Source organism: Streptomyces sp. 8L, assembly GCF_020176795.1.
Taxonomy (GTDB): domain Bacteria; phylum Actinomycetota; class Actinomycetes; order Streptomycetales; family Streptomycetaceae; genus Streptomyces.
Genome location: NZ_JAIUKE010000300.1, coordinates 1 through 15,705 on the forward strand (window position 1 = coordinate 1; position 15,705 = coordinate 15,705).

At 71.7% G+C, this 15,705-nt stretch carries 13 protein-coding genes and 1 pseudogene; 9 read left to right on the forward strand and 5 right to left on the reverse strand.

Annotated elements, in window-relative coordinates; translation table 11 throughout:
* Window positions 1-175 precede the first annotated feature (175 nt).
* Together LCE31_RS23655 and LCE31_RS23660 are read right to left on the reverse strand one after the other, a co-directional pair.
* Entirely contained in the window at window positions 176-1,555 is a 1,380-nt protein-coding gene (locus LCE31_RS23655; RefSeq protein WP_225017363.1) for an aspartate aminotransferase family protein, read from the reverse strand.
* Window positions 1,540-2,076, reverse strand: coding sequence for an Lrp/AsnC family transcriptional regulator (locus LCE31_RS23660; RefSeq protein ID WP_225017365.1), 537 nt, complete (start codon window positions 2,074-2,076; stop codon window positions 1,540-1,542). Before LCE31_RS23660 ends, LCE31_RS23655 begins: the two co-directional genes overlap by 16 nt.
* Window positions 2,077-2,212: 136 nt before the next feature.
* Here LCE31_RS23660 and LCE31_RS23665 point away from each other — a divergent pair, with 136 nt between their 5' ends.
* Window positions 2,213-3,652 (forward strand): gamma-aminobutyraldehyde dehydrogenase, encoded by a 1,440-nt coding sequence (locus tag LCE31_RS23665; RefSeq protein WP_225017366.1) that lies wholly within the window; start codon window positions 2,213-2,215, stop codon window positions 3,650-3,652.
* Between the two features lie 68 nt (window positions 3,653-3,720).
* On the opposite strand, the gene LCE31_RS23670 is transcribed toward LCE31_RS23665, so the two are convergent.
* Window positions 3,721-4,416, reverse strand: coding sequence for a glycerophosphodiester phosphodiesterase (locus LCE31_RS23670; RefSeq protein ID WP_225017383.1), 696 nt, complete (start codon window positions 4,414-4,416; stop codon window positions 3,721-3,723).
* Complete coding sequence (locus LCE31_RS23675) at window positions 4,401-5,426, reverse strand: adenosine deaminase (RefSeq protein WP_225017368.1); 1,026 nt, start codon at window positions 5,424-5,426, stop codon at window positions 4,401-4,403. The genes LCE31_RS23670 and LCE31_RS23675 overlap by 16 nt, the downstream gene beginning before the upstream one ends.
* Before the next feature lie 160 nt (window positions 5,427-5,586).
* Here LCE31_RS23675 and LCE31_RS23680 point away from each other — a divergent pair, with 160 nt between their 5' ends.
* Window positions 5,587-6,324: a DUF4190 domain-containing protein gene (locus LCE31_RS23680; protein WP_225017370.1), complete on the forward strand. Its 738-nt coding sequence runs from the start codon at window positions 5,587-5,589 to the stop codon at window positions 6,322-6,324.
* 215 nt (window positions 6,325-6,539) lie between these two features.
* Here LCE31_RS23680 and LCE31_RS23685 read toward each other — a convergent pair whose 3' ends face one another.
* Entirely contained in the window at window positions 6,540-7,097 is a 558-nt protein-coding gene (locus tag LCE31_RS23685; RefSeq protein ID WP_225017385.1) for an NADAR family protein, read from the reverse strand.
* Between the two features lie 304 nt (window positions 7,098-7,401).
* On the opposite strand from LCE31_RS23685, the gene LCE31_RS23690 reads away from it, so the two are divergent.
* The 7 genes and pseudogenes from LCE31_RS23690 to LCE31_RS23720 all read left to right on the forward strand — a co-directional run.
* Window positions 7,402-8,919, forward strand: coding sequence for a gamma-aminobutyraldehyde dehydrogenase (locus tag LCE31_RS23690; RefSeq protein WP_225017372.1), 1,518 nt, complete (start codon window positions 7,402-7,404; stop codon window positions 8,917-8,919).
* Between the two features lie 26 nt (window positions 8,920-8,945).
* Window positions 8,946-10,193 (forward strand): ABC transporter substrate-binding protein, encoded by a 1,248-nt coding sequence (locus tag LCE31_RS23695; RefSeq protein ID WP_225017374.1) that lies wholly within the window; start codon window positions 8,946-8,948, stop codon window positions 10,191-10,193.
* A gap of 100 nt (window positions 10,194-10,293) precedes the next feature.
* A complete protein-coding gene (locus LCE31_RS23700; protein WP_225017376.1) occupies window positions 10,294-11,451 on the forward strand; it encodes an ABC transporter ATP-binding protein in 1,158 nt (385 codons plus the stop codon).
* The gene (locus LCE31_RS23705) at window positions 11,448-12,380 is read left to right on the forward strand and encodes an ABC transporter permease (RefSeq protein ID WP_225017378.1); all 933 of its coding nucleotides are present in this window, start codon (window positions 11,448-11,450) and stop codon (window positions 12,378-12,380) included. The genes LCE31_RS23700 and LCE31_RS23705 overlap by 4 nt, the downstream gene beginning before the upstream one ends.
* A 103-nt stretch (window positions 12,381-12,483) precedes the next feature.
* Window positions 12,484-13,290, forward strand: a complete 807-nt coding sequence (locus tag LCE31_RS23710; RefSeq protein ID WP_225017380.1) for an ABC transporter permease — start codon at window positions 12,484-12,486, stop codon at window positions 13,288-13,290.
* A 69-nt stretch (window positions 13,291-13,359) separates the two neighbouring features.
* On the forward strand, window positions 13,360-14,823 hold the full coding sequence (locus LCE31_RS23715) for an NAD(P)/FAD-dependent oxidoreductase (protein ID WP_374118534.1): 1,464 nt from the start codon (window positions 13,360-13,362) through the stop codon (window positions 14,821-14,823).
* A 302-nt stretch (window positions 14,824-15,125) separates the two neighbouring features.
* Window positions 15,126-15,563, forward strand: a pseudogene (locus LCE31_RS23720) (hypothetical protein); the annotation flags it as partial.
* Window positions 15,564-15,705: the final 142 nt, after the last annotated feature.

A 15,705-nucleotide genomic window follows, 5' to 3' on the forward strand; every position in this document is an offset into this window, starting at 1 on the left:
CCACAGGGGGCACCCGGGCGGCGGCTTCCGCCGTGCGGCTCCCGCTGCTCGCGGGCGTCGGCGGCTTCCGGGCGCCCCGGGCCCCGGCGCCCGGGGCCTTGTGGCGCTCGTGGCGCCCCGGGGCATCCGCGGCCCCGTGGCACGCGCGGCCGTACGGCCACGCGGCGGCCTCCTGTCAGAGCTTCGTCCAGGCCTCCGTCAGGACCGTGCGGAGGACCCCTTCGATCTCGTCGAACGTCCCCTGGTCGGAGATGAGCGGCGGGGCCAGCTGCACGACCGGGTCGCCGCGGTCGTCGGCCCGGCAGTACAGGCCGTTCTCGTAGAGCGCGGGCGAGAGGAAGCCGTAGAGGACCCGCTCGGTCTCCTCGTCGGTGAACGTCTCCTTGGTGGCCTTGTCCTTGACCAGCTCGATGCCGTAGAAGAAGCCGTTGCCGCGGACGTCGCCCACGATCGGCAGGTCGTGCAGCTTGCGCAACGTCCCGAAGAACGCCGCCTCGTTGTCCAGGACGTGCTGGTTGAGGCCCTCGCGCTCGAAGATGTCGAGGTTCGCGAGGCCCACCGCGGCGGAGACCGGATGGCCGCCGAAGGTGTAGCCGTGCAGGAAGGTGTTGTCGCCCTGGTAGAAGGGCTCGGCGAGGCGGTCGGAGACGACGCACGCGCCGATCGGCGAGTAGCCCGACGTCATGCCCTTGGCACAGGTGATCATGTCCGGCACGTAGCCGAACCTGTCGCACGCGAACATCGTGCCGAGCCGGCCGAACGCGCAGATGACCTCGTCGGAGACGAGCAGCACGTCGTACTGGTCGCAGATCTCCCGCACCCGCTGGAAGTAGCCGGGCGGCGGCGGGAAGCAGCCGCCCGCGTTCTGCACCGGTTCGAGGAACACCGCGGCGACCGTCTCCGGGCCCTCGAAGAGGATCTGCTGCTCGATCTGGTCGGCGGCCCAGCGGCCGAAGGCCTCCGGGTCGTCGCCGTGGATCGGCGCGCGGTAGATGTTGGTGTTCGGGACCTTGTGCGCGCCCGGCACGAGCGGCTCGAACGGCGCCTTGAGAGCCGGGAGTCCGGTGATGGACAGGGCGCCCTGCGGAGTGCCGTGGTAGGCGACCGCACGCGAGATGACCTTGTACTTGGTGGGCTTGCCGGTGAGCTTGAAGTACTGCTTGGCGAGCTTCCACGCGGTCTCGACGGCCTCGCCGCCGCCCGTCGTGAAGAAGACCTTGTTCAGGTCGCCCGGCGCGTAGTGCGCGAGCCGCTCCGCGAGCTCGACCGCCTTCGGGTGCGCGTACGACCACACCGGGAAGAAGCCCAGCTCCTGGCCCTGCTTGTACGCGGTCTCCGCCAGCTCGTGGCGGCCGTGGCCCGCGTTGACCACGAAGAGGCCCGACAGGCCGTCCAGGTAGCGCTTCCCGGCGTCGTCGTAGATGTAAGTGCCCTCGCCCCGCACGATGGTGGGCACGGGCGCGTTCTCGTACGACGACATCCGGGTGAAGTGCATCCACAGATGGTCGTACGCGGTCTTGGAGAGGTCCTTGCTCACGGCTATCGGGTTCCCCACATGTAGGTCTGCTTCTTCAGCTTGAGGTAGACGAAGCTCTCGGTGGAGCGCACGCCGGGGAGCGTGCGGATTCGCTTGGTGATCACGTCGAGCAGGTGGTCGTCGTCCTCGCAGACGATCTCCACCATGAGGTCGAACGAGCCCGCGGTCACCACCACGTACTCGCACTCGGACATGGCGGTGAGCGCTTCCGCGACGGTGTCGATGTCGCCCTCGACGTTGATCCCGACCATCGCCTGCCGCCGGAACCCCACGGTGAGGGGGTCGGTGACGGCGACGATCTGCATCACGCCCTGGTCGAGCAGTTTCTGCACGCGCTGGCGCACGGCTGCCTCGGAGAGCCCGACGGCCTTCCCGATCGCCGCGTACGGACGCCGCCCGTCCTCCTGGAGCTGCTCGATGATGGCGAGGGAGACGGCGTCGATCCCGTGGACGGGGGCGTTCCCGTTCCTGAACTCTGCGCTGCGACTGACCACGTTTCTCACTGTGCCTTGCTCCTCGTCGGTCACGCAACCCTTCATCGATGAAATTCGTTGTCCAGCGACCCGAAATAAACCGAATCCGAAGATCGGGAGCGTCGGGCCTGTCGAAAGCGTCGGGCCACTGGCTAGGGTGGGCGTCTCGCACCATGGACATCCGAACGACAGGAGGGTGGCAGTGACCACTGAGCCGCGCCGTCTGCGCAACTACATCAACGGGGAGTTCCGGGACGCCGCCGACGGGCGCACCACCGATGTGGTGAACCCGGCCACCGGCGAGGTCTACGCCACGGCGCCGCTCTCCGGCCCCGACGACGTCGACGCCGCCATGCGGGCCGCTGCCGCCGCCTTCCCCGCCTGGCGGGACACCACCCCGGCCGAGCGCCAGAAGGTGCTGCTGAAGATCGCCGACGCCTTCGAGGAGCGCGCGGAGGAGCTGATCGCCGCCGAGTCGGAGAACACCGGCAAACCCCTCGGCCTCACCCGTACCGAGGAAATCCCGCCGATGGTCGACCAGATCCGGTTCTTCGCGGGCGCCGCGCGGATGCTGGACGGCCGCTCGGCGGGCGAGTACATGGACGGCCTGACGTCGTTCGTGCGGCGCGAGCCGATCGGCGTCTGCGCGCAGGTCGCGCCCTGGAACTACCCGATGATGATGGGCGTGTGGAAGTTCGCCCCGGCCCTCGCCGCGGGCAACACCGTCGTCCTGAAGCCGTCCGACACCACGCCCGCCTCCACCGTCCTGATGGCGGAGATCATCGGCGCCGTCGCGCCCGCGGGCGTCTTCAACGTCATCTGCGGCGACCGCGACACGGGCCGTGCCATGGTCGAGCACCCGACGCCCGCGATGGCCTCCATCACCGGCTCCGTACGGGCCGGCATCGAGGTCGCGGGGTCCGCCGCCAAGGACGTCAAGCGCGTCCACCTGGAGCTCGGCGGCAAGGCGCCCGTCATCGTCTTCGAGGACGTCGACATCCCCAAGGCCGTCGAGGGCATCTCCGTCGCGGGCTACTTCAACGCGGGGCAGGACTGCACGGCCGCCACCCGCGTCCTCGTGCACGAGTCCGTCCACGACGCGTTCGTCGCCGCGCTCGCCAAGGCCGCCGCCGAGACGAAGACCGGCGCCGCCGACGACGAGGACGTGCTCTACGGGCCGCTCAACAACGCGAACCAGCTGGAGCGCGTCTCCGGGTTCATCGACCGGCTGCCCGCGCACGCGAAGATCGAGGCGGGCGGCCGGCGCGTCGGCGACAAGGGCTACTTCTACGCGCCGACCGTCGTCTCCGGCCTCAAGCAGGACGACGAGATCATCCAGAACGAGGTGTTCGGCCCGGTCATCACCGTCCAGTCCTTCACGGACGAGGCCCAGGCCCTCAGTTACGCGAACGACGTCGAGTACGCGCTCGCCTCCTCCGTGTGGACCAGGGACCACGCCCGCGCCATGCGCCTTTCCAAGTCCCTCGACTTCGGCTGCGTCTGGATCAACACGCACATCCCGCTGGTCGCGGAGATGCCGCACGGCGGCTTCAAGAAGTCGGGCTACGGCAAGGACCTGTCCTCGTACGGCTTCGACGACTACACGCGCGTCAAGCACGTGATGACGGCACTGGAGGACTGAGGCGGGACCGGGGCCCCGGCGGACATCCCCGCCGGGACCCCGGCCGCTACGCGGCGCCCGCGGGCGCCTCAGCCTGCCAGTAGCCGGACCAGGACGTCGATCCTGTTGGTGGTCACCGCGTCGATGCCGGAGCGTACGAGCCGCCGCATGGTACGGGCCGTGTCGACCGTCCACGCCGAGACGAGGACGCCGTCCCGGTGGCCGCGCGCGACGACCTCGGGCGTGGCCAGGGCGAAGCGGTAGTTGACCCACCGCGGACGCACCGCGGCGAGCAGCGAGGGCAGCGGCGGCACGACCGTCTTCCACGTCATCGCGATCTCGGCGGAGGGATCGAGCGCGCGCACCGCGAGCATCGTGGAGGGCGCGCCGGTCCAGTACACGCGCTCGCCCGCACCGCAGTCGCGCACCACGCCCGCGATGGTGCGCACGGCGGCGGGCGTCGCGCCCGGCAGGTCGAGCTGGAGCCTGCAGTCCGTCCCGAGCAGCGCGTCCCGCAGGGTCGGTACGCCGCCGCCCGTCACCTCGGCGACCTCGGCCGCCGTGATGTCGCCGAGCTGCCGCGGATGGCCCCACAGCCGCTCCAGCGAGGAGTCGTGCAGGAGGACGGGCACGCCGTCCCCGGTCAGCCGGACATCGGTCTCCACGGCGCCCGCGCCGCGCGCGACGGCCGAGCGGATCGAGGCGAGGGTGTTCTCGCGCCGCCGGTAGGGATCGCCGCGGTGCGCCACCGCGACGACGGGCCGCCGGCTCACCGGGCGAGCCAGGCGGCGGTGTAGGTGTCGATCTCGCCCGCGATCCGCCTCTTGCCCGCGGCGTCGAGGAAGGACGCCTCCACGGCGTTCTTCGCGAGCTCGGCCACGCCCCGCTCGTCGAGGCCCAGCAGCCGGGCCACGACCCCGTACTCCTGGTTGAGGTCGGTGCCGAACATGGGCGGGTCGTCACTGCCCACGGTCACCAGCACACCCGCCTCCACCATGCGCGCGACCGGGTGTTCGTCGAGCGAGGCGACCGCGCGGGTCGCGACGTTGGACGTGGGGCACACTTCCAGGGGGACGCGGTGCTCCGCGAGATGCTCAAGCAGCCGCGGGTCGCGGACCGAACTGGTGCCGTGCCCGATCCGCTCGGCGCGCAGCTCCGTGAGCGCGTCCCACACCGTCTCGGGCCCCGTGGTCTCGCCGGCGTGCGGCACCGAGTGCAGCCCCGCCGCGATCGCACGGTCGAAGTACGGCTTGAACTGCGGGCGCGGCACCCCGATCTCCGGGCCGCCGAGGCCGAACCCGACGAGGCCCTCGGGGCGCAGGTCCACCGCGTGGTGCGCCGTCTCCTCCGCGGCTTCGAGGCCCGCCTCGCCGGGAATGTCGAAGATCCACCGCAGTACGACGCCGAGTTCGGACTCGGCGGACTTGCGGGCGTCCTCTATGGCCTCCATGAACGCCATGTCGGGGATGCCGCGCCGGGTCGAGCTGAACGGAGTGACCGTCAGCTCCGCGTAGCGGATGTTCTGCCGGGCCATGTCCCGCGCGATCTCGAAGGTCAGCAGCCGGATGTCCTCCGCCGTGCGGATCAGGTCGACCACCGACAGGTACACCTCGATGAAGTGCGCGAAGTCCGTGAACGTGAAGTAGTCGGCGAGGGCGTCGGGATCGGTCGGCACCTTCGAGTCGGCGTGCCGCCCCGCCAGTTCCGCGACGATACGCGGCGACGCCGAGCCGACGTGGTGCACATGCAGTTCGGCCTTGGGCAGCCCCGCGATGAACGGGTGCAGATCGGTCATGGTTCCTCCAGCGCAGCGGCACGGGCGGGCCGGATCGGTGGACGGCCCCTTCCCGGCATCGACGCATCATCGTAGGCGGAGCCGAGGTCCCGAACCCGGAGAGGCCGCTCGGCCCCGCGAGGCCGTAGCATGCATGTTCGCCTAACAATGGGGGAGCACCATGCCAGACCAGAGCGGGCAGCAGCCGGTCGGCGACCAGCCGCGGGACCCGTGGGCCGCGCCCGAGCAGCGGCCTTCGCTCGACAAGCCGGCCCAGCCGCCCGGGCCGCCGCCGCAGAGCCCGCCGGGCGCGCCGCCGGCCGGCGGCTCCGTACACGACCAGCCGACGGTCCTGGGCACACCGGGCCCCGTGCCCCCCCCCCCCCCCCCCCCGGGCACGTACGGCCACTCCGGGCAGAGCTCCGGCCAGGTGCCCCCGCCCGCGGGCCCTCCGGCCGGGCCGCCGCCCTACCCGGGAGGTTCCGCGGCCGGGGCTCCGCCCTACCCGCAGGGGCCCGGCTACGGCTACCCGCAGTACCAGGCGGGCGGGCCGGCACCCTACGGCGGGCCCGGCTGGGCCGGTCAGGCCCCGCCGTCGAACGGCATGGGCACCGCGGCGATGGTGCTCGGCATCGTGTCCGTGGTCGGTATCTGCCTGTACGGCATCACCGGCCTGATCACCGGCATACTCGCGATCGTCTTCGCCGTGAAGGGCCGGCGCAAGGCGGACAACGGAGAGGCGACCAACCGCAGTGCCGCGACGGCCGGGCTGATCCTCGGCTGGATAGGCGCGGTACTCGGCTTCCTGGCGATAGTCGGGATCGTCGTCGCCATCATCGTCGGCGTCCACGAGTCGCACGACAGCACCCCGCTGCCGGACGACGACCCCTTCGCCACGTCGCTGGTCATCGAGCACTGACGCGCGCGGCACCGGGGCCCCGCGGGCCGGCGCCCCGAACGGCGGGCAGCCCGGGGGCCGGCACCTCGAAGGCCGGGCGCCGCGAACGGCCGGCGCCCCAGAAGCCGGGGCCTCGCGCCTGAGGTGCCGTGCTCACGGGGCGCCCCGTAAGCACGGCGCCCGGTGACGCGGCCGCCGCCGGGAACGCTCCGAACGGGCTCCGGCGGTGGGGCGCCTCAGCCCTCCGACAGCCGCGTCCTGGCCTCCATCAGGGCGAAGCCCAGCAGATTCTGGCCGCGCCAGTCGGCCGGATTCTCCGCGCGCGCGTCGTCGGCCGCGAGCCCGATGCCCCAGATCCGGTCCACCGGGCTCGCCTCCACCAGTACCCGGTCACCGGTCGCCAGCAGGAACGACCGCAGCGCCGGGTCCTGGCCGAACTTGTGCACACTGCCCTCGACCACCAGCGCGAACCGCTCCTGACGCCATATCTCCTCGTCGAAGCCGCGCACCAGCCGCCCCGCCTTCTTCGCCTGCGAGGGGTGGGCCGCCGCGAGGGCGGCGCGCTCCGCCTCCGCGTCCCCGAACAGGCGCGCCTTGCCCGCCATCATCCAGTGTTCCGCCGTGGCGTAGGCGACGCCGCCGACCGTGAACGGCGCGGGCCACCACTGGCTCAGGCAGCTCGCCGACAACTGCCCGTCCCGGCTGGGCGCGTGGCCCCAGAAACGCAGGTACCCGACCCGCTCCCCGCGCCGCGTGCGCGCGGCGAGTTCCCGCAGCGCCGCCGTACCGCCCATGCTCTGGCCGCCCATGCTCTGGTCCATGCCGACGAGTCTGGCAGGGCCCTCTGACAGCGGCCTTCCCCAGGGCCTTCGGCGGCGACCTCCGGCAGGAGCTCCGAGCCGGGAGCCTCCGCCCTGCGACGGGCTGAGGGAGCCTCCGCCCGTTGACGGCCCAGGGACCCTCAGCCCGGTGACGCGCCGCATCCGTGGTCGACCGATTCCGTTGTGTAACCAAATGGAAACAACGGAATCCCTTGTTGCGTGGGCGATGCTCTGCCAGGATCTGCACTCAATCGCATCAGGAACAACGGAGAACGTCATGAGCGACCGCTTCCCGGCAGAGAAACGCTTCGCGGACGGGGCGCAGTTCATCGACGGGCGCCTCGTGCCCGGAACCTCCGGGCGCTCCCAGGACGTCGTGGACCCCGCCACGGGCGAGACCGTCCTCACCTACGCGCTCGCCTCCACCGCGGACGTGGACGCCGCGGTCGCCGCAGCCGTCACCGCGTTCCCCGCGTGGTCCGCAGCCACCCCGGGCGAGCGGTCCGACGCACTGCACCGCCTCGCCGCCGTGCTCGCGGCACGGTCCGAGGACTTCGCACAGGCGGAGTCCCTCCAGTGCGGCAAGCCGGTGAAGCTGTCGGCCGGGTTCGACGTGCCGGGCACGGTCGACAACGCCGCGTTCTTCGCGGGCGCCGCACGCCATCTCCAGGGCACCTCGGCCGGTGAGTACAGCGCCGACCACACCTCCTGCGTCCGCCGGGAGCCCCTCGGTGTCGTCGGCTCCGTCGCACCCTGGAACTACCCGCTCCAGATGGCCGCGTGGAAGATCCTCCCCGCCGTCGCCGCCGGCAACACCGTCGTGCTCAAGCCCGCCGAGATCACCCCGCTGACCTCGCTGATGTTCGCGCAGGCCGCCCAGGAGGCTGGAATCCCCGACGGTGTGATCAACATCGTCTGCGGTACCGGCCGCGACGCGGGCGAGCACCTCGTCGGCCACCCGGACGTGGCCATGACGTCCTTCACCGGCTCCACCGCCGTCGGCAGGCGGGTCGCCGAGATCGCCGCCGCCACCGTCACCCGCGTCCACCTCGAACTCGGCGGCAAGGCCCCGTTCGTCGTCTTCGACGACGCCGACCTGGAGGCCGCCGTGCACGGCGCCGTCGCCGCCGCGCTCATCAACACCGGGCAGGACTGCACCGCCGCCACCCGCGCCTACGTCCAGCGCCCCCTGTACGACGCCTTCGTCGCCGGGGTCGCCGACCTGATGGCGTCCGTGCGCGTCGGCGACCCGTTCGCGGCCTCCACCGACCTCGGCCCGCTCGTCACGCACGCCCACCGCGACCGCGTCGCCGGGTTCGTCGACCGCGCCCGCGCCCACGCCCGCGTCGTCACCGGGGGCGAGGCGCCCGGCGGGGACCTCGCGGCCGGCGCGTACTACCGGCCCACGCTGATCGCCGACGCCCCCCAGGACAGCGAGGCCATGCGCACGGAGATCTTCGGCCCCGTCCTCGCCGCCGCCCCCTTCGACACCGACGACGAGGGCATCGCCCTCGCCAACGACACCCCCTACGGCCTCGCCGCCTCCGCCTGGAGCCGCGACGTCTATCGCACCGGACGCGCCACCCGCGAGATCAAGGCCGGCTGCGTCTGGGTCAACGACCACATCCCGATCATCAGCGAGATGCCGCACGGCGGCTACAAGCAAAGCGGTGGCGGGAAGGACATGTCGGTGTACTCCTTCGAGGAGTACACCCAGGTCAAGCACGTCATGTACGACAACACCGCGGTGGCGAGGAAGGACTGGCACCGCACGATCTTCGGGGACCGGACGTGACACACACACCCGAGAGGGCCGAGGCCATGGCAGACGAAGAACCGGAGGGCCTCTCGCCCGTCCAGCTCGCGGCGATACAGCGGCACCTCACCACCGGCAGGGGCGCCCCCACCCGCCGCTCCCTGCTGCGCGCGGGCGGCCTCGGCGCGCTGACGTTCGGCGGGTTCGCCGCCCTGACCGGCTGCGGCATCCCCGCCGCCAAGAAGGACGGCAAGGCCGCCGGCGACCCCGACTACTCGGCGCGCGAGAAGAAGGTGGTCTTCTCCAACTGGACCGAGTACATGGACGTCACCGACGACGGGAAGCACTATCCGTCGCTGGAGGCGTTCACGCGGCGCACCGGCATCAAGGTCACGTACAACACCGACATCAACGACAACAACGAGTTCTTCGGCAAGATCCAGCCGCAGCTCGCCGCGGGCCAGGACATCGGCCGCGACATCATCGTGCTCACCGACTGGCTCGTCGGGCGGATCATCGGCCTCGGCTGGGCGCAGACCCTCGACGCGTCCCTGATGCCGAACGCGTACGCCAACCTCATCGATACGTTCCGCACCCCCGACTGGGACCCCGGCCGCGCCCACTCCTATCCGTGGGCCGGCATCCCCGCCGTCATCGCGTACAACGCGAAAGCCACCGGCGGCCGGAAGGTCGACTCCGTCTCGCAACTCCTCGACGACCCGAAGCTCGCGGGACGCGTCGCGTTCCTCACCGAGATGCGCGACACCATGGGCATGACCCTGCTCGACATGGGCAAGGACCCCGAGACCTTCACCACCGACGACTACGACGCCGCGATCGCCCGCCTCCAGAAAGGCGTCGACTCCCATCAGATCCGGCGCTTCGCGGGCAACGACTACACCTCCGACCTCGACAAGGGCGATATCGCCGCCTGCCTCGCGTGGGCCGGCGACATCGTCCAGCTCCAGTCAGAGAACCCGGACATTAAGTACGCCGTACCCGCCTCCGGTTACATGATCTCCAGCGACAACATGATGGTCCCCGCCAAGGCCAGGCACCGCGCCAACGCCGAGCGGCTGATGGACTACTACTACGAGCCGGCGGCGGCGGCGAAGCTCGCCGCGTACATCAACTACGTGTGCCCCTGCGAGCACGTGAAGCCCGAACTGGCGAAGCTCGACAAGGCCGCGGCCGACAACGTGCTGATCATTCCGGACGCGAAGATGCAGGCGGCCTCCCACTCCTTCCGCTCCCTGAGCAACAAGGAGGACACGGCCCTGGAGGAGAAGTTCTCCAGGCTCATCGGCGCCTGAGGCTCCGCCCGTCCGCCGCCTCCGCCCGCGCGGGTGCCGCCGGAGCGGGGACGCCACCGCCGCGACCGTCACACCCACCTAGCCTCCGGGACTGCTACCGATGACCCAGACCGCATCCACCAGGCCGGCCGGCGGCGACGTCCGCCTCGCCGGGATCAGCAAGAAGTACGGTTCCTTCCAGGCCGTCCGGCCGCTCGATCTCACCGTGCCCCGGGGCTCGTTCTTCGCGCTGCTCGGCGCGTCGGGCTGCGGGAAGACCACCACGCTGCGGATGATCGCCGGCCTGGAGGACCCGACCACGGGCAGCGTCTTCCTCGGCGACCGGGACGTCACCGGCCTGCCGCCGTACAAGAGGCCCGTCAACACCGTCTTCCAGAGCTACGCGCTGTTCCCGCACCTCGACATCTTCGAGAACGTCGCGTTCGGCCTGCGCCGCCGCGGCGTCAAGTCCGTGAAGAAGCAGGTCGGCGAGATGCTCGACCTCGTCCAGCTCGGCGACTACGCGCGCCGCAAGCCGCAGCAGCTCTCCGGCGGCCAGCAGCAGCGCGTCGCCGTCGCGCGCGCCCTGATCAACCGGCCCCAGGTACTGCTCCTCGACGAGCCGCTCGGCGCGCTCGACCTCAAGCTGCGCCGCCAGATGCAGCTCGAACTCAAGCGCATCCAGACGGAGGTCGGCGTCACCTTCATCCACGTCACCCACGACCAGGAGGAGGCCATGACGATGGCCGACACCATCGCGGTGATGAGCGCGGGCCGCGTCGAACAGCTCGGGAGCCCCGGCGACCTCTACGAGAACCCGCGCACGACGTTCGTCGCCAACTTCCTCGGCACCTCGAACCTCATCGAGACGGAGATCCTCGGCACCGACGGCGGGGATCTCACCGTCTCCGGGGGCGCTGGCTGCAAACTCACCCTGCCCGCGGCGCGCTGCACGGCCCCGACCACCGGCGGCGGGAAGGTGCTGGTGGGCATACGCCCCGAGAAGATCACACTCGCCCACGCGGACGACGCGGGCGCCATCCCCGAGGGCCGCAACCGCGTTCCCGGCCGCATCGCCGACGCCAGCTTCATCGGCGTCTCCACGCAGTACGTGATCGACAGCCCCGTCGGGTCCGAACTGGCCGTGTACGCGCAGAACATCGAGCGTGACGGCCGCCTCGTGCCCGGCGCCGAGGTCGTCCTGCACTGGAACCCGGGGCACAGTTTCGGGCTCGGCGCCGACCAGGAGATCTCCGCCGGCGAAGGGGAGGCGTCATGACCGCGGCCACGGCACCGCCCGCCCCCGCGCCCCTCGCCGAGGAGCCGGCGGTGCGCCCGGCGCCCCGGCGCAAGCGGCTCGTGCCGTACTGGCTGCTGCTGCCCGGCATCCTCTGGCTGGTCGTCTTCTTCGTCGTCCCGCTGATCTACCAGGCGTCCACGTCCGTGCAGACCGGATCGCTGGAGAACGGCTTCCACGTCACCTGGCACGTCCAGACGTACTGGGACGTGCTGCGCGAGTACTACCCGCAGTTCCTGCGCTCCCTGCTGTACGCGGCGGTCGCCACCCTGCTCTGCCTGGTCGTCGGCTACCCGCTCGCGTACCTCATCGCCTTCCGCGCCGGGCGCTTCCGCAACGTCCTGCTGGTGCTCGTCATCGCGCCGTTCTTCACCAGCTTCCTGATCCGCACCCTCGCCTGGAAGACGATCCTCGCCGACGGTGGTCCGGTCGTCGCCCTCCTGAACGCGGCGCACATCCTCGACCTGACCAACGCCCTCGGCTGGACCAGCGGCGACCGGGTCCTCGCCACCCCGCTCGCCGTCGTCACCGGACTCACCTACAACTTCCTGCCGTTCATGATCCTGCCGCTCTACACCTCGCTGGAGCGCGTCGACCACCGGCTGCACGAGGCCGCGGGCGACCTGTACGCGACGCCGTGGACCACCTTCCGCAAGGTGACCTTCCCGATGTCGCTGCCCGGCGTCGTCTCCGGCACCCTGCTGACCTTCATCCCGTCCAGCGGCGACTACGTCAACGCGCAACTGCTCGGGTCCGCGGACACCAAGATGATCGGCAGCGTCATCCAGTCGCAGTTCCTCACGGTGCTCGACTATCCGGCCGCGGCGGCGCTCTCGTTCATCCTCATGGCGGTCGTGCTGTTCGTGGTCAGCTTCTACATTCGCCGGGCCGGGACGGAGGAACTGCTGTGACGACCGGCTTCCGCAGGCGCCGGGCCGGGAGCGGAGAGGCCCCCGTGACGACCGTGACCACCGGCTTCCACATCCACCACGCCGGAACGGAGGAAGTGCTCTGATGACCGCACTGCGCTGGGTACGGCAGCACCTGGTGGTGATCGCGGGCCTGATCACGCTCGCCTACATGATCCTGCCGAACGTCGTCGTGATGGTGTTCTCGTTCAACAAGCCCACCGGCCGGTTCAACTACGCGTGGAACCACTTCTCGCTCGACGCGTGGACGTCGCCGTGCGGGGCCGCCGGGCTGTGCGGCTCGCTCGCGCTCTCCCTCCAGATCGCCGTCTACGCGACGATCGGCGCCACCCTGCTCGGCACCATGATCGCCTTCGCGCTGGTCAGATACCGCTTCCACGGCCGCGGCCCGGTCAACTCGCTGATCTTCCTGCCGATGGCGATGCCCGAGGTCGTCATGGCCGCGTCGCTGCTGACGCTCTTCCTCAACCTCGGTGCTCAGCTCGGTTTCTGGACCATCCTCATCGCCCACATCATGTTCTGCCTGAGCTTCGTGGTCGTCGCCGTCAAGGCACGCGTGCTGTCCATGGACCCGCGGCTCGAAGAGGCCGCGCGCGACCTGTACGCGGGGCCCGTCCAGACCTTCGTACGCGTCACCCTGCCGATCGCGGCACCGGGGATTGTCGCCGGGGCGCTGCTGTCGTTCGCGCTCTCGTTCGACGACTTCATCATCACCAATTTCAACGCCGGGTCCACGGTGACCTTTCCCATGTTCGTCTGGGGCTCGGCACAGCGCGGCACGCCCGTGCAGATCAATGTGATCGGTACGGCGATGTTCGTCATCGCGGTACTGGTCGTCGTCGCGGGCCAGGCCGTCAGCACCCGCAGGGCCAGGGCCTCGGCCGCGCCCTGACCGGTTGCCCGGCACCCGCAGCCCGCACAGGTGGGCCCCGCTCGCCGGGGCCCGAAGGAGTTGTTAGTCATGGCCCCAGGAGCCATGGGTACCGTCCCGGCCGCGCACCCGGCCACCCGCGCCGCCGCGGCGTCCCTCGCGGACGTCAGGCCCGTCCCGTACTGGCTCGACGATCCCGCGAGGCCCGCCGCGCTCCCGGCGCTCACCGGCGACGAACGCTGCGACCTGCTCGTCGTCGGCGGCGGCTACAGCGGCCTGTGGACCGCGCTCATCGCCAAGGAGCGCGACCCCGGGCGCGACGTCGTCCTCATCGAGGGCCGGGAGGTGGCATGGGCCGCCTCCGGCCGCAACGGCGGCTTCTGCGCCGCGTCCCTCACCCACGGCCTGCCCAACGGGCTCGCCCGCTGGCCCGGCGAACTGCGCACCCTGGAAGAGCTCGGCGCCCGCAACCTCGACGCCATCGAGGACGCCGTCGCCCGCCACGGCATCGACTGCGGCTTCGAGCGCACGGGCGAGATCGACGTAGCCACCGAACCCCACCAGCTCGCCGAGCTGTACGCCCTCAAGGAGGAGGCCGAACGCGCGGGCGTCACCGGCGTGGGCGGCCGTACCGGCCTTCAGGTGCTCGACCAGGACGCCGTACGCGCCGAGGTCGACTCGCCCACCTTCCTGGGCGGCCTCTACGACCGGGAGGGGGTCGCACTCGTCAACCCGGCCGCGCTGGCCTGGGGCCTCAAGCGCGCCTGCCTCGCCCTCGGCGTCCGCGTCTACGAGAACACGCCGGGCCTCGCACTGGCCAGGTCGGGCCCCGGCATGGCGGTCCGCACGCCCTACGGCCGGGTGTTCGCGCGGCAGGCCGCCCTCGGCACGAACGTCTTCCCCTCACTGCTGCGCCGCGTCCGTCCGTACACCGTCCCGGTCTACGACTACGCGCTGACGACCGAGCCGCTCACGACCGCGCAGCTGGCGTCCATCGGGTGGCGGGGGCGGCAGGGGCTCGGCGACAGCGCCAACCAGTTCCACTACTTCCGCCTGACGTCCGACAACCGCGTCCTGTGGGGCGGTTACGACGCCATCTACCCCTTCGGCGGACGGCTGGACGGCGACCGGGACCGGCGCCCCGAGACGTACCTCAAGCTCGCCGGGCACTTCTTCCGCTGCTTCCCGCAGCTCGAAGGCGTCCGCTTCAGCCACGCCTGGGGCGGCGCCATCGACACCTGCACCCGCTTCGCCGCCTTCTACGGCACCGCGCACCAGGGACGCGTCGCCTACGCCGCCGGCTTCACCGGTCTGGGCGTCGGGGCCACGCGGTTCGGCGCCGACGTGATGCTCGACCTGCTGGCGGGCGAGCGGACGGAGCGCACGGAGCTGGAGATGGTCCGGCGCAAACCGCTGCCGTTCCCGCCGGAGCCGGCGGCCTGGGCGGGCATCGGCCTGACGAAGTGGTCGCTGGCACGCGCCGACGCGAGCGGCGGCCGGCGCAACCTGTGGCTGTGGACGATGGACCGGCTCGGCCTCGGCTTCGACAGCTGAGCGCACGGGCGTACGGGCGGTCCCGAGCCGGGCCTGGAGGCGGGTCCGGACCCCGCGGCCGAGGTCCCGCTCCGAGGTCCGCCGTGCCCGGGGCCGGGGCGCCCGGCCCGTGCGGCGTGATCCAGATCACCGGGGCCTGCTCCGATCCGTCGCCGAACCCGCGTCATAACGGCGCGCCGCCCCGCTCTCCCCTCTGGACGCGAAGTCCGGCGCCGCGCAGGCCGCGCGGTGCCCGTACCGACCGCGAAGGGGAGACGGGGCGGATGGCTGACTCGGGTGGGACCTCGGAGGCGAGGAGCGCGATGGAGTGGCTCGCGGGGGCGGCGCTCGATCCGGAGGCGTGCCGCCGGGAATGGGAACGCAGTCCCGCGGGGGTGGTCCTGCTGCCGGCCGGGCGCCGCTGGGACGTGCTGATCCTGCCGGCGGACCTCGGGGGCCCCACGCTCGACGTGCTGGCCATGCTCGTGGACCGGCCGGGACCGGTGCTCGCCGACCCGGACGACGCGCGGACCGGGTTCTTCGTACCGCCGGGCACGGCCGCCCGCTGGCTCGGCACGGGCGTACGCGGCGCGGGGCGCGGCACCTGGATCGTCGTGCCGCACCCGGGACGGCGGGCGACGGGTGGGCGGTGGCTCGTACCGCCGGACGGATCGGGGACGCTGACCGACCCGGCGGTGCTGGAACTCGCCATGCACGAGGCGGCGGCACGCCTGGCGGAGACCGAGACGGGGGCGCCGGGACCGCGGCGCGGGACGCCGGGCGCCCGGACGTCTCCCGGGACCCGGACGTCTCCCGTGCGGGGGCCGTGGCGGTCCTGGGCGGAGGCGGGCGGACAGGAACGCGTGCGGGACAAAGCCGGGGGAGCGGAGTCCGGGGGAGCGG